Origin of the sequence: Wolbachia endosymbiont of Anopheles demeilloni (assembly GCF_018491735.2) — a bacterium.
In the GTDB taxonomy this organism is placed as follows: domain Bacteria; phylum Pseudomonadota; class Alphaproteobacteria; order Rickettsiales; family Anaplasmataceae; genus Wolbachia.
Map to the genome: position 1 here is coordinate 911213 of NZ_CP084694.1, position 20950 is coordinate 932162.

At 32.6% G+C, this 20950-nt stretch carries 17 protein-coding genes and 1 pseudogene; 5 read left to right on the plus strand and 13 right to left on the minus strand.

The window, feature by feature from the left end; all coding sequences use genetic code 11:
• Nucleotides 1-102: 102 nt before the first annotated feature.
• Nucleotides 103-885 (plus strand): MlaE family ABC transporter permease, encoded by a 783-nt coding sequence (locus JSQ73_RS04835; RefSeq protein WP_214249956.1) that lies wholly within the window; start codon nt 103-105, stop codon nt 883-885.
• The gene (locus tag JSQ73_RS04840) at nt 878-1579 is read left to right on the plus strand and encodes an ABC transporter ATP-binding protein (protein WP_214249957.1); all 702 of its coding nucleotides are present in this window, start codon (nt 878-880) and stop codon (nt 1577-1579) included. The genes JSQ73_RS04835 and JSQ73_RS04840 overlap by 8 nt, the downstream gene beginning before the upstream one ends.
• A 279-nt stretch (nt 1580-1858) precedes the next feature.
• Here the strand turns inward: JSQ73_RS04840 and ffh are convergent, their stop codons facing one another.
• From ffh to rseP, 8 genes are all read right to left on the minus strand, one after another.
• The gene (gene ffh / locus JSQ73_RS04845) at nt 1859-3202 is read right to left on the minus strand and encodes a signal recognition particle protein (protein ID WP_214249958.1); all 1344 of its coding nucleotides are present in this window, start codon (nt 3200-3202) and stop codon (nt 1859-1861) included.
• Nucleotides 3187-4746 carry a proton-conducting transporter transmembrane domain-containing protein gene (locus JSQ73_RS04850; protein WP_214249959.1) on the minus strand — a complete coding sequence of 520 codons (1560 nt, stop codon included), beginning with the start codon at nt 4744-4746 and terminating at the stop codon, nt 3187-3189. The genes ffh and JSQ73_RS04850 overlap by 16 nt, the downstream gene beginning before the upstream one ends.
• 619 nt (nt 4747-5365) lie before the next feature.
• On the minus strand, nt 5366-5767 hold the full coding sequence (locus JSQ73_RS04855) for a hypothetical protein (protein WP_214249960.1): 402 nt from the start codon (nt 5765-5767) through the stop codon (nt 5366-5368).
• 85 nt (nt 5768-5852) lie between these two features.
• The gene (locus JSQ73_RS04860) at nt 5853-8846 is read right to left on the minus strand and encodes an FAD-dependent oxidoreductase (RefSeq protein ID WP_214249961.1); all 2994 of its coding nucleotides are present in this window, start codon (nt 8844-8846) and stop codon (nt 5853-5855) included.
• Nucleotides 8847-8891: 45 nt separating this feature from the next.
• A complete protein-coding gene (gene fabZ, locus JSQ73_RS04865) occupies nt 8892-9323 on the minus strand; it encodes a 3-hydroxyacyl-ACP dehydratase FabZ (RefSeq protein WP_214249962.1) in 432 nt (143 codons plus the stop codon).
• 4 nt (nt 9324-9327) lie between these two features.
• Complete coding sequence (locus tag JSQ73_RS04870; RefSeq protein ID WP_214249963.1) at nt 9328-9888, minus strand: OmpH family outer membrane protein; 561 nt, start codon at nt 9886-9888, stop codon at nt 9328-9330.
• Nucleotides 9889-12222 (minus strand): outer membrane protein assembly factor BamA, encoded by a 2334-nt coding sequence (gene bamA, locus JSQ73_RS04875; RefSeq protein WP_214249964.1) that lies wholly within the window; start codon nt 12220-12222, stop codon nt 9889-9891. It abuts the gene before it with no gap.
• A 7-nt stretch (nt 12223-12229) separates the two neighbouring features.
• A complete protein-coding gene (rseP, locus tag JSQ73_RS04880) occupies nt 12230-13345 on the minus strand; it encodes an RIP metalloprotease RseP (RefSeq protein WP_214249965.1) in 1116 nt (371 codons plus the stop codon).
• 99 nt (nt 13346-13444) lie between these two features.
• On the opposite strand from rseP, the gene JSQ73_RS04885 reads away from it, so the two are divergent.
• Complete coding sequence (locus tag JSQ73_RS04885) at nt 13445-13711, plus strand: succinate dehydrogenase assembly factor 2 (protein WP_214249975.1); 267 nt, start codon at nt 13445-13447, stop codon at nt 13709-13711.
• Here JSQ73_RS04885 and JSQ73_RS04890 read toward each other — a convergent pair.
• Genes JSQ73_RS04890 through JSQ73_RS04900 form a run of 3 tightly spaced genes read right to left on the minus strand, consistent with a single transcriptional unit; the run spans nt 13689 to nt 16000 of the window.
• The gene (locus JSQ73_RS04890) at nt 13689-14006 is read right to left on the minus strand and encodes a cell division protein ZapA (protein ID WP_214249966.1); all 318 of its coding nucleotides are present in this window, start codon (nt 14004-14006) and stop codon (nt 13689-13691) included. The genes JSQ73_RS04885 and JSQ73_RS04890 overlap by 23 nt on opposite strands.
• A 43-nt stretch (nt 14007-14049) precedes the next feature.
• Entirely contained in the window at nt 14050-14328 is a 279-nt protein-coding gene (locus JSQ73_RS04895) for an HU family DNA-binding protein (RefSeq protein ID WP_010404234.1), read from the minus strand.
• Between the two features lie 19 nt (nt 14329-14347).
• Nucleotides 14348-16000, minus strand: a complete 1653-nt coding sequence (locus JSQ73_RS04900) for a 30S ribosomal protein S1 (RefSeq protein ID WP_214249967.1) — start codon at nt 15998-16000, stop codon at nt 14348-14350.
• 103 nt (nt 16001-16103) lie between these two features.
• Between JSQ73_RS04900 and trmB the strand changes: the two genes are divergently transcribed.
• Entirely contained in the window at nt 16104-16748 is a 645-nt protein-coding gene (gene trmB, locus JSQ73_RS04905; protein ID WP_214249968.1) for a tRNA (guanine(46)-N(7))-methyltransferase TrmB, read from the plus strand.
• Nucleotides 16749-16956: 208 nt separating this feature from the next.
• Here trmB and JSQ73_RS04910 read toward each other — a convergent pair whose 3' ends face one another.
• Together JSQ73_RS04910 and terL are read right to left on the minus strand one after the other, a co-directional pair.
• On the minus strand, nt 16957-17478 hold the full coding sequence (locus tag JSQ73_RS04910; protein WP_214249969.1) for a pyrimidine dimer DNA glycosylase/endonuclease V: 522 nt from the start codon (nt 17476-17478) through the stop codon (nt 16957-16959).
• Between the two features lie 130 nt (nt 17479-17608).
• The gene (gene terL / locus JSQ73_RS04915) at nt 17609-19006 is read right to left on the minus strand and encodes a phage terminase large subunit (RefSeq protein WP_214249970.1); all 1398 of its coding nucleotides are present in this window, start codon (nt 19004-19006) and stop codon (nt 17609-17611) included.
• Between the two features lie 68 nt (nt 19007-19074).
• Between terL and JSQ73_RS06935 the strand changes: the two are divergent.
• A pseudogene (locus JSQ73_RS06935) lies at nt 19075-20184 on the plus strand (alpha/beta hydrolase).
• The last annotated feature ends 766 nt before the right edge of the window (nt 20185-20950 follow it).

A 20950-nucleotide genomic window follows, 5' to 3' on the forward strand; every position in this document is an offset into this window, starting at 1 on the left:
AAAGTATATTGAACTTAAGATATATCTTGACTATACTCTGGCGAAGTTAATAAAAATTTTAATAAAATCAGTAAAACTAATTTTAGCTAAGATAAATGTAAAGTGAGTTCCTTTAATATAGACAGCGTTAGAATAATCGGTAGATGCTTTATCAACTTTCTGTTGAGGATTGGTAACGCATTTGTATTTTTTATTCAATCTCTATACCACTGCTTTATTCCTCCATATTATTTTAGCAATTTGGCAAGACAAATTATAGAGATAGGCTTTTTCTCTTTGCCAATTGTTGTGCTCACTGGAATTTTTATAGGAGCAGTGATAGTTTTACAGAGTAGCTTAAGTGGTATATTGATTAATCAAGAACAAGTAGTACCTAAACTTGTTACGATTACTATCATTAAAGAGTTAGGGCCAGTTTTGATCAGCTTAATAATGGTAGGAAAGGTTGGGTCCTCAATTGCAGCAGAAATTGGCACGATGCGCATCAATGAACAAATAGATGCACTTACAACTTTGGACATCAATCCTTTCAAATATTTAATTGTACCAAGAATTCTAGCGTCAGTTATAGTATTTCCAATACTTACAGTATGTGCAGATCTAATAGGAATATTTGGAGGGTATGTCACCGCAGTCTTTGAATTTAACCACAATTTAAATATATACATAAAATATACAGCTCAATTCTTTAATATGTACAATTTTATTGTTGGGCTAATGAAAGCGACTGCTTTTGGCGCCATAATTTCTGTTTCAAGTTGTTATTACGGTTACCATTGTAGGGAAGGTGCACGAGGAGTAGGTATTGCAACAACATCAACTGTTGTTATATCCTCTATATTGATAATTTTAGCAAATTATTTAATTACTTTAATATATGCATAGCCCCATAATATCAATATTGAATCTAAGCTTATCCTTTGATGATAGAACGATATTAAACAACATAACTTTCAATATATCGAAAGGAGAATCATTAGTCATACTTGGCGGCTCAGGAAGTGGTAAATCTGTATTAACAAAAATAATTATTGGATTACTGACACCAGACTCAGGGTCTATTAAAATAAATAGTAAAAGCAAAAATAAATTTGGAGTTTTATTTCAAAATTCCGCTTTGTTTGACTACGTTACAGTTTGGGAAAATATATCTTTTAATTATAAAAAACGCTTTAATATCAGCATAAAGGAGGCAAAACGCCTAGCAATCGAGAAGTTAAATGACGTTGGACTGGAAGAAAATATAGCAGAAATGTTTCCAGTAGAACTATCAGGTGGAATGAAGAAAAGAGTAGCACTTGCAAGAGCAATTGCACACAACCCAGAAATTATTGTATTGGATGAGCCAACTTCAGGATTAGACCCAATCATGTCAGATGTAGTAAACGAGATAATAATAAAATTATCTCAAGATCTTCGTCCTACAATTATCACGATTACACATGATATTCATAGTGCATTTAAAATAGCTGACAAAATAGCAGTATTATATGAAGGGGAGATCATTTCTCACGGAACTGTTCAGGAGATACAAAATACTAACAACGAATATATAAAAAAGTTCATTTATTGTATATAGCTACAGATTTACAAACGATATTGTAGATGCTGTAACTAGCCTAACTTGAGATATCGACAACCTTCAGTCTGTTACTAGTGTAGTGCTACGGTGGTATAGTGTGTTAGCTATAAAACAGCGCATTAAGTATAGATAAAGTAACTTGTATCAATTTTTATTATCATGCCAATTTCAACTGAAGAAATTTATTGAATTTATTACTTCACGCTAAAATAATATACTTTACTATTCAACAGCAATTACAACTGATGATTTTATTTCATTCCACTACCTGCTGACTTACTTTCTGCTTAGCATATCCATCAAATCAGATTCTTTAAGTTTACTATGGTCAACTTTACTGAACTTATTCACCATAGAGCTCATTTGATTATACTGCTTAATTAGAAGATTAACGTCAGTTACACTTGTTCCGGACCCCTTAGAAATTCTAAGTCTTCTTTTGCCATTTAAAATATCTGGATTTTGCCTTTCTTTTTCGGTCATTGAGTTTATGATGGCTATATATTTTTTCAATTTATTGTCATCTGGCACACTGCTACTTAGCTTTTTTGTGAATGAACTAGGGATGAATTTCATTATGTTGCTAATGCCATCCATTTTACTCAGAGTTTTTAACATTCCCACTAGGTCGTTTAGGTCGAATTTACCCTTTTTTACTTTCTTTTGTAACTTATCAATTTCTTCCTGACCAACAATCTCAGCAGCTTTTTCAACCAATGATACAACATCACCCATGCTAAGTATCCTTTTTGCAATTCTATCGGGATAAAAATCATCGAGGTCACTTAATTTTTCACCACAAGCAATAAATTTAATTGGACAATTGGCGATCATTTTCATAGAAAGAGCAGCACCACCACGTGCATCACCATCAACACGGGTGAGAATAATGCCGGTTACACCTATTACCTCATTGAATGATTTGGCAATGTTGACCGCATCCTGGCCTATCATTGCGTCGGCTACTAAAATAACTTCTGTAGGTGAAGCTATTTCCTTTACGACTTTCAACTCATTCATCATATTATTGTCAATATGAAGCCTGCCTGCGGTGTCTAGTATTAATACATCATAATTATCGTTCTTTGCTGCTGCTAGTGCCCTTTTTGTAATTGCAATAGGCCCTTCATTTATTACTATAGATAAAGTTTGTACGTCTATTTGTTTACCCAGCACCTCAAGTTGTTTCTGGGCAGCAGGCCTATAAATGTCTAAAGAGGCAAGCATCACTTTTTTCTTTTGCTTTTTTAATTTTAAAGCAAGCTTTCCTGAGGTAGTTGTTTTACCTGCACCTTGTAAGCCCACCATCATAATCACAGCAGGGGGTTTAGTTGCTAGGTTTAAGTCGCTTTTCTCTGATCCGAGAACTGTAACTAAATTATCCTGCACAATTTTGATTATCATTTGCGCTGGGGAAATACTTTTTATTACTTTTTCCCCGATCACTTTATCTTTAATGTCATTGATGAATTTTTTCGCAACTTCAAGTGAAACGTCAGCTTCAATTAAAGCTATACGTATTTCACGCATGGCAAGGTTAAAATCATCTTCAGAAATGATTGACTTTCCTCTCAGTTTACTAAATACGGAATTTAAACTTTCGGTTAACGATTTAAACATAACAGCATTAGTAGAATACTCATTAAAAAGAGAGAAGAAACTGAAACAAAACTCACTGAGTTATAGCTCAGCACTTCTTTAAGTTTGGTAATATTATCAAAGTATAAACTAGTAAGTGAATTAGTCAAGTTTTGCAGTACATTGGCAAACATTTCTCTAGTTTTAGAGACTAACTGATTGAACAACAAGACAATATAGGATATGAAAACTCTAAAAATCCAATCAACATCCATTTTAAAATTTACTCTCGGGTAAAATAACTTGCGTAAAGGAATAAACAATAAAGTGGTACATAGTAATAAATTAAATTGCGACAAAACATTTTTTGTGTTGTACAAAAAATCGAAAATCGAAGGTTTATTGTAAATAGGTAAGTAAGGATTGCCAGCGATTACGCATATAAATGCTAAAATAATCATAGTCATTTTGCCTCCCCTCTCTGCTAAAGGTTTTGACTTACTTTTTGCAATAAATAAGTAATAAAGAAACTTTAGCCCCACGCTTAAATGAAGCAGCAAATTTAGAAGCTTATATAAATTTTTATACCCTTTTAAGGCAACAGTATTCATTTCAACTTCAGCTGTGATATATGATTTACTGATAAATCCAACGGTTCCAGGAAATGCAGCCATTGTAAGTATTGCGATTATAGCACATATGCCTTCCACTGACATCAGTTTACCCACTCCATTAAAACTAATTGTTTTTGTTTGTAAAATAATCGAATTACTGACCACAAACAATAATGATTGATAAACAAGAGAGAAGATTATATGCAGTATCAAAATTGGTATTGCTTTTTCCGAAGGACTGAGCAAACTTCCTGCAATAATCAGCAAGCCCATTTGTCCTACAACGTTATAGCATAAAAATCTGCGAATATTTTGCTCAAGAGAAGCAAATATAATGCTGTAAATTGCAGTGATGGCGCCTACAAGCGCTAATATTTCAGTACAATCTTGCCATAGGTTATAAGTGTGTAAAAGCATCACTAAAAAAGAGACTTTAGTGGTAAATAAAGAGAGATATGTGGTGCCATGTAGCGATGCAGGAGGATATGCATCAACAATCCAAAACGAAAAAGGAAAACAAGCGCAGTTTATCAATAAACCCAAAATTATCAGGTTAGTGCTTTGAAGTGCCAATCCTGCTATTAATATAACTCCAATGAAAAAATGTACACAAGCGTACCTTATTGCAGGTCCACTATCTCTACAGCCAGCTGCGATAGTAAAAAATGCACTGACAGTCATTAATTCACAGAATATTATAACCAATATCATATGTTCAGATAAAACTGCATAAAGTGAACTAATAGTGTAAGCAGCAAAAGATAGCATCTCTGAAAAAGTCAAATTTTGTGCTGGTAGAACAGCTAAAAATGCAACTGATAAAAAAGATATTAGTACGATACGAAAAGATAAATCAAAATTTAGAACTGGATGAGAGCAATTCAGTGTAGTACCTAAATTTTCAGGTAATATTAGGACTATCACTATTAATGTAGTCAATAGAAATAGCAATAAAAATTTATAAAGTTGCACAATGATGTAAAACAGTATGGTTTATGCTACCTCAACATACAAATAAAATCAATTTGCACATTAACCACTAGTTAAACTAATTACCATATAATTATATCAGGGTTTAGAAGGTTATAGAGAAACCGGTCAGATTAGGTTCTTAATCTAATCTGACCGATAGCTTTAATAGTGAGGTAAGCTTTAATGTAGCACTCCTAATTCACAGTGCTACACTCATGCATAATTTATTTTTAATTTGTGCACGAGCGTTAGTAAATTATTTACTTATTTGAAATAAAGTTTGGCATCACTTTAATATCTAGAACTTCATTAAGTCTGTCAGTTGAGAGTTATTTACTCGCTTTCTCTTCAGAATTTGCATAAATATAATGGAGCTGCCAGTTTTTAATGCACTCATTCGATTTTTATGCTCTTTGCAATATCTGATTCTATTAAAGAATTCTTCGTTAATTTAGTTTTTTATGTTTTTTGGATAATGATATAGATAGGTTCCGCTAACACGTAGTGGAATATTAAATTGTTTATCTATAGATCCCTGTATCAAGCACTGTAATGACGGCATTCGAGTAGAGATAATGGAACCAAGAGAGCTCTGAGTAGCTGTATAATGAAAATTAGATTATATAAAAACCTCTGACAACACATTCTGTGTTGTATCATTGTCTATAACTGTGTAATCAATATTATATTTATCGAATTCATTGTGCATCCTAGTTAAATGTCCTTTATCAGGATCCAAAAGAACACTTACGTAGCTCAAGCTATCATTAAAAAGATCATTATAAATTACTGGAAATTGAACTGTATAGGATGTTGTACACTCATCTTGACCGTTATTATCTTTACAAAGGGAAATTTTTCCTGTTTTGCCAGTATCATCTTTAGTAGAAATAAGAAATTTCATACCTACGTCTTCGTTTTTTGCTATAAACTCCTTACACTTTCTACTTTTTGCAGAACATGGTCCTATAGCTATAGAGTAGCTTTCTTTTGGAAGTGTAAATATTAACTGATGTGTCATAATACTACCTTAATAAAAATTATTATTGTAGTATAGATTTATTAATAAATAATATACATTATAGTATAATTAGTACAAAATAGGTTTAATCAATCTCAGTAGGACTGCCAGTTGGACCCATAAGAATTACTTGTTCACCTTTTTTAAAACATTTACATAAATTAGTGGAACCGCCAGTTTCAAGCACAATAGTGGAAATAAATCCTTTTTTTTTGTCTACTTCAGTGCCGGTTACTGCTATACCTTCCATAGCAAGGTTTGTATTATTGGCTTTTCTGCTATTGGTTTCAAAATTTTGCAACCTAAAGAATTGTCCAGGTTTAAAATTCTTTGCTGCAAGTGGTGCTTTGATCACTATTTCCACAACTTTGTTTGTTAAATATTGAACTTTTATAACCTTTGCAGTGAATTGCTCTTTGATTTTATTGAAAAATTCTTTGTTAGCTAGGTGTTCTGATATTATTCCAGCGCGTGATGCTTTAGCGTGCAAATGCTGCAATTTGTAGGTAATTCGCATAGCAGGTGGTGTCGTGCAAATAGCTGACACTGGAATGACATCTTTTTTTGTGAAAGTTACTCTTATATTACAACATTCATACAATTGTGCATATGACTCCGAGATTCTAGCCGGAGTGACATAAATGAAGCTATTAACTCTATTCAAAAGCTGAGAAATGATAGGGTAACCATTCTTAGCGCTTGCCATAGCTTTGACTACACTGCCGCTATACGAGGGATGAAGATCACCAAAAAAGCTAATTGTTTTATTGCCTTCCTTATATACTAATATTCTATCTTTATCTCGCATCTTAGGAGAAAAGATAGGATCTATTTCTTTTCCCGACGAATTCAAATGAGTAAAATATCCGTTACTTAATTTAAAATGCTTTTTATCTTCTGTTGCAATAACTGTATTTGGCTCAGTACCTGCTGCTATAAAAATAGAACGTGCTTTTATATGCTTGATTTCATCAGATTTTGTGTCTATTAGTTTTATTGATTCAGCGTGGTTATATTTATCTGTTACAACTTCAATCGGCTCTAAGTTTTCAATAAAGTAAATCCCTTCTGATAGTGCATTTTGCACCTCTTCGCTATTTAATCGATAACTTGGTGAATCTTTTAGCTCTTTTCTATATACAATTTTCACTCCCCCTAGACTTTGCATTAGTTCCAATATTTTTGCTTCTCTATTCTCTTTTTTTGCTGATTCTTGCTCTTTTCGGATCAATTGTGCATGCGATATCAGCTCATTTGCAAGTTCATATTCCTCTTCTTTCCAATCTTTTTCGACATATTTCTTTCCATACTTATCAACCAATATTTCATAACGAAGAAGAAATTTTTCTACTTGAATCGGATAGTAAGCTAAAACTTCAGTAGCAGTATCAATTGCAGTGAGTCCTGCACCTATGACAACTATTGGCATACGAACTTGCAGATTTGCTATAGAATCAAATTTAAGAGCGCCAGTCAGTTGTAACGACATAAGAAAGTCAGATGCCATGCGCACTCCACGGGCTAGTATGTTTTTTATTTTGATCATTCGTGGCTTACCAGAGCCAAGTGCCAAGGCAATGTGATCAAAACCCAAGTTAAATGCGTCATCAACAGTTATCGTGCTGCCAAAACGAATGCCTCCATAAAGTGCAAAATTCTCACGTCTTTCCAGCAGTAATCTAATAATCTTTAAATAATTTTTATCCCACCTAGAAGTAATGCCGTATTCTGACACTCCACCAAACCCATCTGCCGTGCGTTCACTCAATTTTTCGTGTTCAAAATCTTTAATTAGCTGTAAATTATCGATCAAAGGTTCAATCTTTAGTCCATCAATGGCGATAACGTTATGCCCATCGTTTAATAAATGATGAGCTAAATTAAAACCCGCAGGACCAAGGCCTACAACTAGGACGTTTTTTCCAGTGTTTCCTTTTGGCAATGGACGCTGAAAATTTAAAGGATTCCAACGGCTAAGCAGAGAATATATTTCAAATCCATACGGTAAACTAAGCACATCATCTAGAATCCTTGTTTCAATTGCTGGCACATTTACGGGTTCTTGTTTTTGATATATGCACGAATTCATACAGTCATTGCATATTCTGTGTCCAGTAGCAGCACATAATGGGTTATCTATCATCACAATTGCAAGACTTGCTATGCTGTACCCTTCGCTTTTTGCTAAATTCATTTCTGATATTTTCTGCTCTAGTGGGCAACCGTGCAGCTCAACCTTGAGTGGGAACTGTTTAAAGGTATTGTTGTTATTAATTAGCCCCTTTGAACAACTTTCCTTATTTTGCATATGACAAAATATGCAGTAGTGAGCATTATCTAGTGCTTTATTTAAACTAGCCTTTTCGTTTGTTAAGTCAAACCCGTATCGTCTTTTTACTTCATTTGAATACAGCACTTCAACTTTGTCTACTTCTTTTTTAGAAAATGGTATGAGGTTTTCGTGGTCGATTTTTTTATGAATACTGAATAATATACTCTGTTTATTTTTCACTCTCCACACTGCATATTGTGCCGCAAGTTCTATTTCTTCTTTGTGCTCTTCTTTATTTTTAAGCCAACTCATTACCTGCTCAGAAAAGTTTTTTTCTGTTGTCGATAAAGTAATGAAACTATTTAATTTGTTAGTGACATAATCAATATTTGCTACATCAGTGTATTTCTTCAATGCATAACGCTGAACAAATAATCTTTTGCATCTGTATATTACAGCAAAGTCATTGTGTTTTTCCTTTAACTCTTCTACTTCTTTTTCAATATTGAAAAATTTTGCAATAAATTCATCAAGTAAATGTGAGAGGTCCATTGTTAACTGGCTATTACAAACATCTTTCATCCAAGCTGGAATCCATCCTTCTTGTTTTCCGGATCCCAGTTTCAAGCACTGGGATGAACACTGGGATGACATCGAAGAAGAAGCTGCTTTTTCTCTTGCTTCAACTAATGAATAAAACAAGCTTTCATCGCACGATTTTATGTAATCCAAAAACGCCTTATCTAACTTTATTAATTCACTACGAGTGTATAAGTTTGAAAATGAGATTTTGAAATTCAGTTGCATCTTTATACTATACAGTGTACATACTGTTTCTTATAGATGAAGATTTTATTTATCTTGCAGTTTTGCTAAGATTGTTGCTCCTGCAACCTCTTCTTTTCCAACAGATGCAACACACTTAAATTTGTATACACCTAAACGCAAACCTTCAAAGTTAGATTGAAGAATTAAGGTATCTCCTGGAGAGACTGGCTTTCTGAATTTTGCGTTTTCAATGGACATAAAGTATACAACTTTATTTTCTACTGTTTTTTTACCGAGAACACATATAGCAGATGCCTGAGCTAAAGACTCAATTATCAAAACTCCTGGCATTATCGGATGGCCAGGAAAATGACCAGTAAAAAATTGCTCGTTGAAAGTCACATTTTTGATTGCTTTTATACTTTTACCAGGTTCGCATTCTATAACCCTATCTACTAAGAGAAAAGGATAAGAATGTGGTAGTATTTTTATAATATCATTTATATTACATTGCATAAGCCTACTCAATGCTTTGCAAAGCAAATTCAGGTATTTCCTTGTTTACATTTTTTAATACCACATCCGATAAATCGACTTCATCCATGGAGTATAAAATTTGATTCTTTTTTGAAATAAATAGTACTAAATCTATATTGTTTTTTTCTGCCGTTCTTTTAGCAACTTCTTTTATCTTGTTAAAGACACTTTCTACTGCTTCTCTATAATTTTTTTCTAAATGTGACATTTTCTTGGTGTAATTATTCCTAACGCTTACAGTATGCTTACTAAATTGTTCCGTCTTTTCTTTTTTTGCTTCTTCTGACAAAAGGTCAAATTCTTCTTTCGATGGCTTAAATTTTTCTAACTCATTTTCAAATTCTTGCTGTAATCTAGAATTCTGCTCCTTTATTTGTTGTTGTATATTTTGCAGAGCCAGAGATTCATTGATAACTTTGTCACTATCAATAATGGCAGCCTTTGTATTAATCGCGCTCTGAGGTTGATACCCTACAAACTTATACCCCACAAATAAGGAAATAATTAAGGCAATAACTGATGTAAATAACTGTATATATTTCATTTAAATCCCCGCTTCAATAGAAATTTTAACATTTGTCGATGGTATTATGTCATAAGCTTCCTTTACTAAAGGAAACCCAAAATCTAATCTCAGCCTACCAAAAGGAGAAGGCATTGAAAAGCCAAAACCTGGTGATACTCTTATAAGCTTACTATCGTAATATTTCCCACTACATCCCTTCTTTTTATCTAAATCAAAAAGTGTTGCATAATCAACAAATAGTGAGCCTTTGATACCAGCATAGTCGTATAATTTAGATAGTGGAAAATCTACTTGCTGTGTTAAATTAAAATAAGTTTTACCTCCCAATGAGCTTTTATTTTTGTCTTCTGCTCTTGGTCCAATACCAGAAAGGTCAAATCCTCTAATCTCATTGCCACCTTTAAAGAAGTGCTGGCCAATGTTGAGCTCTTTATTAGTATAGGAAAAAATATGACCTGCTGCTACTTTAAAGCGCAATGTTATATCATCATCAATTTTGCTTAATATAGGGTGTGTATAAAAAGATAAGAATTCAGATTTTAGGAAATTTACATTTCCCCATAATCCTGAAATATCCTGACTTAAACGCAATAAATATCCCTCTTTAGGAGTATTGAGGTTATCCAGTTTATTGTATGATAACGTATATCCCACTGATGAAACCTGATACTCACCTTCTTGATCTCTTATTATCTCAGAGATATCCTCATCTTTTCCACCCTTATTGTCCATGTATATGTGATTATACTTATAAGAATATTGAAAGGAATTGGTTAGATTTTCTGAGATTTTATATGATACTTTTGCTATTCCTCCCCAGTTGCAGGTATCGAAAGTAGTGTTTGGTTTGTCTTGTTTTTCATAAAAAATACTCATGCCTAGTGAAGTATCAGAGTCGTTAAAATTATTTTCAACAGCGTCTATACTAGTAGAAAGAACATATTGACTTTTTTCAAGAGCAAAAGATACCTCTTTACCATTACCAAATAAATTACGATCTGTGAAATCGGTTTTAACAAATACTCCACCAGGAAGAGATATGCCACCTGTTAAAGATAACGAGGCAGTTCTTTTTTCTTTGACATTTAAATCAAGATTTACTGCATTTTCATCCACTATATAACTATTTATTTTTACTGTTTCAAGAAAATCGCTATATATAAGTTTTCTACGTGATTTTTGAATCTCAGATGTGTTATATGCGTCGCCTTCTGCCATTCTAAGTTTTCTTCTAATTACTTTATCTAAAGTGCGGTCATTGCCATCAATAGTAATTTGGTTTATATAAATCTTTTTACCTGGTAGCACTTTGTAAGTTACATCCACAATATTGTTATGTTGTGTATATTCTGGATTAACTTTTGCAAATATATATCCTTTTTCGTTTAAATGTTTACTTATTTTTTCTGCTGTATTGTTAATTTTAACTCTATTAAATATTTGATTATTTTCCTCTTTGATAAATTCTAATATTTCTTCCCTTAAACTTAAATCCTGAATCTCAGTTTCAATATCAACTTCATTATTTCCAAATAAGTATTGCTGCTTTTCATCAATCAAAAAAGTTAACTCTATTTGGTTGTTATTATCAACCTCAGCAATTGGTTGGATATTATTTTGAATATATCCCTTAGATGAATAGAAGCGATCAAGCAGTTCTGTGTTAATCAGTAGATATTGAGGTGAATAATGAGTTCCGCTTTTAAAAATGGCTCTAAATAATTTACTAAATATATCATTGCTATGCCTTTTAATAACTTGCTCTAGCTCATTTGCTGAAAAGTTTTTATTACCTATGAATCGTAAATCCTTAATTTTAGACGTTCTTCCTTCTTTTATCTTAAAAATTAGATTTATCCTATTGCTACCAAGCTTATCTAGCTCATATGCAATTTTAACACCAATTTTACCACTGTTCCTATAAAGAGTAGCTAGATTTATTAAATCGTTTTGTAATTTTGTTTCAGTGAAAATAGTTAGTGATTTTGACTGGATAACGTTATTTAGCAACTCTTTACTGTTAAATAACTTATTTCCTTTCAATATTACTTTGTTAATCAATGGATTCTCATGAATTTTTACTACTAAGTTTTTTTCATCATCGATATAGGCGTTAATATTAGCAAATAACTTTGTTTTATATAAATCTTTTATAACTGAATCTACATCATCATCATTTATATGACTACCTGGTTCTAATTTTGTATAAAACCTTATTGTTTGATCACTTACTCGCTCATTGCCAATATACTTAATATTTTTTATCTGTACTTTTTCTTTATTTTCTAGAGCAACAAGTAGAGTGGGAAAAGAAATAAGTATTATTATTAGTATGTAAAATAACTTTTTCATATGTATCTTAAAAAAGATGCCTAATATCATTTGTGATTGCAACTGCCATCAACAAAAACAGTATGGTAGCACCAAAAGTGACTGCATATTTTTGATATTTCAAACTCAAATCTCTACGTATAACTGCTTCTATAATATAATGAAATAAATGCCCACCATCTAGTAGTGGTATTGGCAGCAAGTTAATTGCAGCTAAATTAGCTGAAATAATTGCCATAAAATATAGAAGCATAATAAATCCCTTTTTAGCTGATTGCCATGAATATTTTGCAATTTTTATTGGCCCACCTATTTCATTTATACTCCTTTTACCAACAACAATTTGAAAGAGTGCTTTGATTGTTAAACACATAGTGTGGTAGGTTTCATTCACTGATAGGCTAGCAGCTCCAAGAAAAGATGACTGTTTTAACCCTATCATATTAATTGAGGTAATTCCTATAGTTTTTCTTTCTATTATGTTACCAAAGACATCTCTATCCTCAACTGTAAACGGAGTTAGAATAGTTCTGTATTCTTCGTTATTTCTGCTATACTTAATTTCTATTCTTGTTTCAGGGTTGGACATTATCACGCGTGAAATATCTTCAAAGTATTTTATTTTGTACTCATTGATCTGTGTAATAGTGTCACCTGGTAATAGGCCAGCTTGCTTTGCTGCACTTTTTTCAATTACATTACCAATTACTGGTGGAGTACGATAATAACCTGCCACGCTGAAAAATATTGTAAAAGCTATAACGGTAAATATTATGTTTGCAAAAGGCCCTGCAAAAACTATTGCTGCTTTTTGATATCGAGGTTTTGTATGGAATGAGTATAATTTTTCTTCTTCAGTTAATTTTTGTTGATCAACAGGAACGCTTGCTGCATTAGTATCCCCTAACATTTTAACGTAGCCACCCAATGGAAAGGCACTTAATTTCCATCTAGTTCCAGACTTGTCGTTAAAACCAAAAATTTCAGGACCAAAGCCTATAGAAAAAGATTCAACTTTAACCTTGCATGCTTTAGCGACAATATAATGCCCACATTCATGCACGAATACTATGATAGAAATTATTAAAGAAAACGATAAAAAATAATATATTCCAGCGCTAAGTTGATGAGAAATTAATTCCACCTATGTTTTAAATCTTAATCAAACATTGAGTATATTAAAATGCGCCTTGCTTGACAAGTATTTAGTTTAGTCTTTAAATTTAAAAAAAGTTTAATGACAATGATAGATATCTCCTTATTAAGAAGAAAATTGATGTATAGGAGTTGGCATAGGGGTTATAAAGAAACTGATATACTTTTAGGGCATTTTGCATTGAAATATCTTGATAAATTTTCCTTAAGTGAACTAATTGAATACGAAAAAATAGTTGATCTTGATGATTGCGAATTATATTGTTACATAACTCGTAAGAAACTTCTCCCCCCTGATTTGAGTAGTGAGGTAGTCGATTTGATTGCTTGCTTTAATCACTTATGCACCCAATAATCTTGTTTACCCTATCTAATACTTCAGCATATTCTACTCTTTTTTCCTCCCTATACTTTTTGCATTCTTGATTTATTTCGTCTAATCGCTTTGTTAATTCTAAAATTTTGTCTTCAAGAGTCAATGCTGCAAGTAAGAAATTTAATGCATCTGAGCCCTTACCTCCAGTTCTTTGAGATATGGAGCTAACTAGCTTGTTGAAGCTATTAGCAAGTTGTAATAAATGGTCCTTCTTTTTACTTTCGCAAGATATTTTATATGTGTTATTACGTATAACTATTTCTACTACTTGCATATGATGCTATATTGTACAACTTTCAAATTTACAATATAGATTTTCATTCATTTATCAAGAGGGATAACTTTTTACTGCTACGAAAATAAGTTTTAAAGTATTGATGTTTTGCAACCTTCTGTGACGTCAAATTACTTGCTTCTTTCAAGTTATAGCTTCTAATTGAAAAAGAACCAAACCCCCTGATTTCAACTCTATTATGATATTTCAACGTGTTTGAAAACACTCGAAAGAAACTATCAACTATGTCTGCTATAATGACCTTATCTAACAAAAGGTGTTTTTTTGCCACTTTTGCTATTATATCAGATTTCGTTGCCATTTATATGAAGCACAAGAAGTTATTTGGCAGATAATATTATATTATATTTTTCAATACCTACTACTTCAACTTGTATTTTTTCTGATATAGAAAACTTTTTATTTTCTGGTAAATGCTCTTGATCTACTAAAAGGGTTACATTGTTCTCAACCTCAACGATTAGACCATTTTCCTCTCTCTTACTTATAGTAACCTGAATTTTATCCCCTACTTTAACTTTCTCTATCAGTTCTTCAAGAGGATCATACTCTATTTGCTTTACTCCAAGATAAATTCTTGTCCGATCTACGTTAGCCCTTATCACTTTTGCTTCTATTTCATCACCTACATTATACTTTTTTATCTCATCTGAATTGTTTTTCGACCAACTTAGATTTTGCATATAAATTGTTCCTTCTACGTCCTCAAATATCTCATAATTATCAAAAGTTACAGATATTTGTGAACTATTGTTGCTTTTAACTTTACCAGAAACAATAGAACCAAGAGGATATTTATCAATAAATACTTGCCAAGGATTCTCTACGCACCTTTTTGTGCTTAAACTCATCTTATTTTTAATAATGTCAATACCGAGAATTTTTACATCCACTTCTTGTCCTATTGTTACAAAACTACTGATTGGTAAATTACTCTTGCTCCAAGTTATTTCTGATGAGTGTACCAAACCCGCAATCCCAGGTTTAATCTCAACAATGAATCCACAATCTTTTATGCCCGTTACACATCCTTTGTGTACGCTGTTAATTGGACATTTTGACTCTAGATCTTGCCAAGGATTATCTCCTAATTGTTTGACACCAAGGGAGATTTTTCCATTTTCTCTATCTATTTTTATAATTTTAGTTTTTATATGCTGACCACAAGAAAAAATTGCAGATGGATGACTTACATTACTCCAAGAGATATCTGTAATATGTAGCAGTCCATCTATAACTCCCACTGTATCTGATTCATGAATGCCAACAAATGCACCGTAGTGAGTGATGCTTTTTATTTTGCCTTCTACTACATCACCTTCATTTAAAGATTCTAAAAACTTAATTTTTTCACCAGCATGCAATTTCTCTAATACCAACTTTCTTGATACTACAATATTCCCCTGCTTCTTATCCATTTTAAGAACGATGAATTTTTGTTCAGTTTCAATAAGGTGATTAGCATCTTTTATTTGCTTCAAATCCACATGACTCAGTGGTAAAAACGCACTTATTCCATCACCAAGATCAACAATAAAACCGCATTTAATTGAGCGTTTAATGATTCCTGTTACTTCATCTTTTGTAACTGCGCTTTCTTCCAATTTATTCCATTTTTCGTCTCTGATTGCTTTCTCACGACTAAGAACAACATTACCATGGTAATCTTCAATTCTTTCAACATAAACTCTAATTTTCGAGCCAACAGTGATATCATCATTACAACTGAGCTCCTTAATCAGAATTCTTCCATCTGACTTTAAACCAACATCAACCACAATGTCATTAGAATTTCTTCTTGTGATTATACCTTCTACCACATCTCCTTCTTTGATTTTGTTAGCAAAAGAATCTTCACAAAAGTCATTGTCTTGATTATCAAATTGATCTTGAAATATCTCTTCTATGAACCTATTTGATGATAGCCTCTTGATAGCAACTGTACTTTCCATACCTTTTAATTTTAACTTCATTAGAACTCATATATTATATAATATTAATAATTAGTGACAAGTAAATTCTCATTAATTCATTTCGAGAATTGTTTAAGCTATAAAAGATTAAGTTATGTAAGATATGTTATCTAGGAATAATAATTGGATTAGGTCATTTTCCAGAAGATTTAGGTTGAAGTTGAATGTTTTGGAGAAGTATTCTATTAAAAACAGCAAGGAATCTATAAAAAAGATCGTAGACTTACAAAAAAGAATACGGGTAGAAATAGGTTTCAGTAATGGTGAAAATATGCTTTATCAGGCATTCAATGAATCTGATCTATTATTTATAGGATGTGAGCCTTATTTAAAGGGGGTCTCTTTCTTGCTAAAAAGCATAGAAGCACACAGCATAAAAAATATTTTAATATGGACAGAAGATGCAAGAGAATTAATTGTCAATTTTCCTGACCACAGTGTTGAAAAATTCTTTATTCTCTTTCTAGATCCATGGCCAAAAAGAAGTCACAACAAAAGACGGTTAATTAATACGGAATTTTTAAATTTATTAGCAAAAAAAATACTTATCACAGGGGAAATATTTATTGCAACTGATCATCAGGATTATGCAGAGTGGATAGAGTTACATATAAAGCAGTGTAATTTTTTAACCTATAAGGAAGATAGTTTTGCAAATTATACCCCAACAAAATACCACAGAAAAGCGCTAGAATATCAGCGTAAAATAAAGTTTTTTAAAGTAAATGTTATATCTAAACTGACTTAGATTTACCTCTGCTTGTTAGTACAGATGTGTACATGACACTCTATAGTGCAAGTAGCCTACCATATACTGGGAATAACAGTTTACTGAATTCTTTAATCTCACAAATAGAAAGATCAATAAACTTGATAAACATCAACATTATCAGCCAGCATTGCTTTTGCAACTTCAATTCTACCTTTTTTATGATCGGTTTGGATAATTTTATAACCTATAGCATTTTGTCTAGCAACCAATCTGATGCTTCTCTACCTTTTTCCCACTTAGCAAATCTCATCTTTTCTTTTAGGTAATATTCTCTATATGCTTCTATTGGGTTACTACATTTATATCGATCAGGTAACGCTTGTGTAAAAGCTTGTATATCAGCTGATCGAAATATTAGCAAATCCTTGTTATTATCGCACCAATCTATAACTTCTTCGGATTTATGCGTTCTTTTGTATCGCAAGCTATATTCTATACACAATTCTTTTCCATGTTTTATTAACCAATCAAAATTTCCTTTTGATTGTCTAGCCCATAAAGAACAAGGATGGTTTTTGTGAGTAAGTTTATATGGAACTTCTATATTCTGGTTTGTAATGCTGACTAAAGGATTTGGCTCTTTTAATGCTATTGAAAAAACACTGCTAAGCAATTGAGCAGTTTCTAGCGGCATTTTTACTATGTGCTTATCGCATAACATTTGTGCTGCAGTTACAGGATTTTCGTCTAATATAAAGATATTCATCTAAGCACCCAGAGATAGAATTTTTGTATACTATTTATTTTAATAAACCCTAAAATATCATTCAGAAAATGGATAAGTTAAATAAGCTCAGTTAAAAAAATTATATACAATTCCGAGGAACCTTTTCAAGCTATAATGAACGTATAGCTACCACTCTAGCAATATTATTTCTCACCCACTGAAGATATTGCACGGTACTGTCTACTTGATCGTCGTGACGGGTTTCTGGAAACATTAAAATCTCATACTCAAAGTCGCTAAGCCATACTGCTTGGTTAAGGAGAAAAACCCTCTCAGATTCTATAATTGGGACAATTCGGTGAAATCGAGTTAATTTGTCATCATGTGGTACTATTTGAATAATAGGTAAATCACTTTTTTTCCCGAGCTCCTGAACCAATTGCTGACCGCTTGCTTTTGCTTCGATTAAAATTGCGTGTGGCTTCCACCTTGCAGCCAGCGATAGAACTTTCTCTTTAAGTTTTGGATATTCAAGTTTTGTGCGATATACATCGAGTAAATAGAATGTATTATCTACTTTTGTCCAGGTAGTGCAGACACTAAAGTCACTTGTATTGTTTGTTGAAATTGCAGTATCCCAACTTTGTGTTACATGCAAGAGGCTATCAGGAAAATTTTTATAGCGCTTCAACCACTCTCGTTTAATTAGAGCACTTGAAAGTGGTAGAGGGTTTTGTTGGTATTGAGCATCAAAACCATAACTCCCAAGTTCAACTTTTATCATCTCAATTTCTTCTTTTCCTTCAGTTAGGGAATACAACAATTGACCTTCTTTTCTTGAGTATATTTCCTGTTCATGCTCTGGAATATGATTATTAACTGAATAAATAATCTCCTTATCTTCAGCTATTATTGGTAAACAGACATGATGCCATATGTTTCTTGGTTTACAGAGGAAGTGACCAGTTAAATCTTCTAAATGGAGTCTGTGCATCACAAGAACGATAACTCTTTTTTTTCTGTCGTTGAGCCTGGTTACTAAAGCCTGATCAAACCAGTTTGCAGCACGCTTTCTAAATGTTTCGCTCAAAGCTTGTGCGGGACTTAGTGGATCATCCACGATAATGAAATCTCCACCTTCACCGGTTAATGTTCCCCCAACTGATGTTGCAATCCGACATCCTCTTTGCACTTTTTGAAATTTATATTTAGTGTTTTGATCTTTGCATAATTCTACTTTCGGAAATAGCTTTCTATACCAATCAGATTGCATTATGCACCTGGTATCGAGTGAGTGCTTTTCGCTAAGCAAACGAGAATAACTTGCAACTATTATTCTTGCAGTTGGCTGATTTTCAAGTATCCATGCGGGCCATGCAACACTTACACAAATGGACTTCATTGAACGCGGCGGCATATTGAATATTATTCTTCTTGCTTCATCAGCGCTTGCTGCTTCAAGCCTTTCTGCTATGACTTTTATATATTGATAATCATTATACTCACACCCCGGCACTACCGTTTGAAAGCATAATTCAATGAATTTGAGAAGGTTTATATTGTTCATAAATTAAGATTTGTTGATTTTTTTAAGATTTTGTTGTATAATTAAATCAGCATAGTGAGAGTTAAAATATGAAAGAAATAAGAGAGCAAACTGAAAGAGAATTTATAAAAACTCAAAACGGGATGAAAATAGAGACAATGACGCTTCTTGGTAAAAATCAAAACAATAATCGAGGTGAAAAACATCTGATATACTTTATTGGTGGAAATAGAGCGTTAAGCCCTGGTAAAGATTATTCCTAAAATTGGAATTGGGCTACAGAGCAAGGAATTACTGTACATCTCTTTAATTATCCTTGACTTGGTTTAAGTAAAAATAACTCATTGATACGTAGCAATAGAGTTAAATCTGGTGTAGCAGTTGTAACTAACTTATTGGAAAAAGGTATAAAGCCAGATGATATCATATTATTTGGAGACTGCCTAGGTGGACATGTGGCTGCAGAGGTTCATAAAAATTTTAAGTATAAGGATATACATTTAAGATGCATCGTTAGCAATGCTGCAAGTTCACTTAAACAAGCTTCTCTTTATTATTTTGGATTCATAGCAAAATTAAAAATTTTTCTTGCTCCGATAATCAAATTGGTATTAAAGATTCTTGGCTGCCACTGAAAGACATATAAAATCGTAAATTCAATTACTCCTTATACAATGTACTTTAATCGAGAGGGAGATAAAACGATAAAACAGCCAGCGCAACTTGCAACAGAAATAGAAAAAATAGATCAAAGCGGTAGAAGGAAAGATTATCAAAAAAAAAGAAATATTTGAAGATTTTGAGGAATATGAAGGCTTTTTTAAGCAGCATACAACATTAAGAAAGAATGATAAATGTATTGATTCTAAAAAAGCTGATAAAGATATACATAAATTGCCAATTACGTGTTTAAAGTCTTCCAACAAAACTGATTACACTTTTCCTGAGTTGATTAGTTTATATATTCACATTACAGATGAATATTTTTCTAAAAATGGCTCATTAAATAATGAAGAGAAGATTAAAGCATTTAAAGAAAGTAAATTTTATAAAGATTTTTCAAGCTGCAAAAATTCAAAGGACTTTTTGCATAATTACATGAAGAAGCAAGAGCATCCTTCGATGTCATTTCAGCATGTGATAATAGGATCTGGGGAAAAAAAAGACCTTTCTTGACAAGTCAAAGAAGGCTAGGGTAAAACTTGCTCTTAACTTGACGCGTATGCTTTCTTCAATATTTTAGCCATCTGTATCTGTTCAGATGCATGCAAATATTGAAACCAGTGTTTCTTTTCTTATCATCCGAGTACTGGGATCCAGAAGAATTAATTGTGAACAAATAGCTATACGATATTTTCAATAAAATTACAAAAAAGATGGATTCCAGACTGGAATGACATCGTCATAAACTGCTAGAGGTCTTCATAATGTCATCCCAGTGTCCTCTTTCTCTTATCATCCCAGTATAGCTCTTTTTACAATAATCCGAACAGATCATAATATGCTACTGCTCTACCATAGCCATAAGCACATATCTTATCCTATTCGGACTATTGCGAGAAGTGCTATACTTGATACTGGGATCCAGATGCATGGCTAATGCTGAAACCAATACTCCCTTTTCTTGTCATCTGAGTACTGGGACCCAGAAGACTCAGGTAATAAGAACTAGATTCCAGCGCCACGCGCTGGAATGACACCGTCATAAACTGCTAGGTCTTCATAATATCATCCCAGTACTGGGATCCAACTAAATTGGTGAACACTTTACAGCATTTTTTATGGAAAGAACTAGATGCCAATGTCAAGCACTGACCCATTTTTTCCTTAAGTTTTTGCAGCTTGTGTTCTATTACAAAACCACTGCGGTACTAACGAGCGGCAAAATGGTAGCGAATCTAAACTAAAAAGAATACATTTTTACACTGCTTGAAAGTCTACTCGATTCAATTTTAAAAACAATTA

Bases quoted from the DNA above. Each gene is read 5' to 3' on its own strand.
- trmB (WP_214249968.1), top strand. From the start codon at position 16,104: ATGTTATCTAGGAATAATAATTGGATTAGGTCATTTTCCAGAAGATTT.
- fabZ (WP_214249962.1), bottom strand. From the start codon at position 9,323: ATGCAATGTAATATAAATGATATTATAAAAATACTACCACATTCTTAT.
- ffh (WP_214249958.1), bottom strand. From the start codon at position 3,202: ATGTTTAAATCGTTAACCGAAAGTTTAAATTCCGTATTTAGTAAACTG.
- terL (WP_214249970.1), bottom strand. From the start codon at position 19,006: ATGAACAATATAAACCTTCTCAAATTCATTGAATTATGCTTTCAAACG.
- JSQ73_RS04900 (WP_214249967.1), bottom strand. From the start codon at position 16,000: ATGAAGTTAAAATTAAAAGGTATGGAAAGTACAGTTGCTATCAAGAGG.
- JSQ73_RS04860 (WP_214249961.1), bottom strand. From the start codon at position 8,846: ATGCAACTGAATTTCAAAATCTCATTTTCAAACTTATACACTCGTAGT.
- JSQ73_RS04910 (WP_214249969.1), bottom strand. From the start codon at position 17,478: ATGAATATCTTTATATTAGACGAAAATCCTGTAACTGCAGCACAAATG.
- JSQ73_RS04840 (WP_214249957.1), top strand. From the start codon at position 878: ATGCATAGCCCCATAATATCAATATTGAATCTAAGCTTATCCTTTGAT.
- JSQ73_RS04890 (WP_214249966.1), bottom strand. From the start codon at position 14,006: ATGCAAGTAGTAGAAATAGTTATACGTAATAACACATATAAAATATCT.
- JSQ73_RS04870 (WP_214249963.1), bottom strand. From the start codon at position 9,888: ATGAAATATATACAGTTATTTACATCAGTTATTGCCTTAATTATTTCC.
- JSQ73_RS04895 (WP_010404234.1), bottom strand. From the start codon at position 14,328: ATGGCAACGAAATCTGATATAATAGCAAAAGTGGCAAAAAAACACCTT.
- JSQ73_RS04885 (WP_214249975.1), top strand. From the start codon at position 13,445: ATGATAGATATCTCCTTATTAAGAAGAAAATTGATGTATAGGAGTTGG.
- JSQ73_RS04855 (WP_214249960.1), bottom strand. From the start codon at position 5,767: ATGACACATCAGTTAATATTTACACTTCCAAAAGAAAGCTACTCTATA.
- bamA (WP_214249964.1), bottom strand. From the start codon at position 12,222: ATGAAAAAGTTATTTTACATACTAATAATAATACTTATTTCTTTTCCC.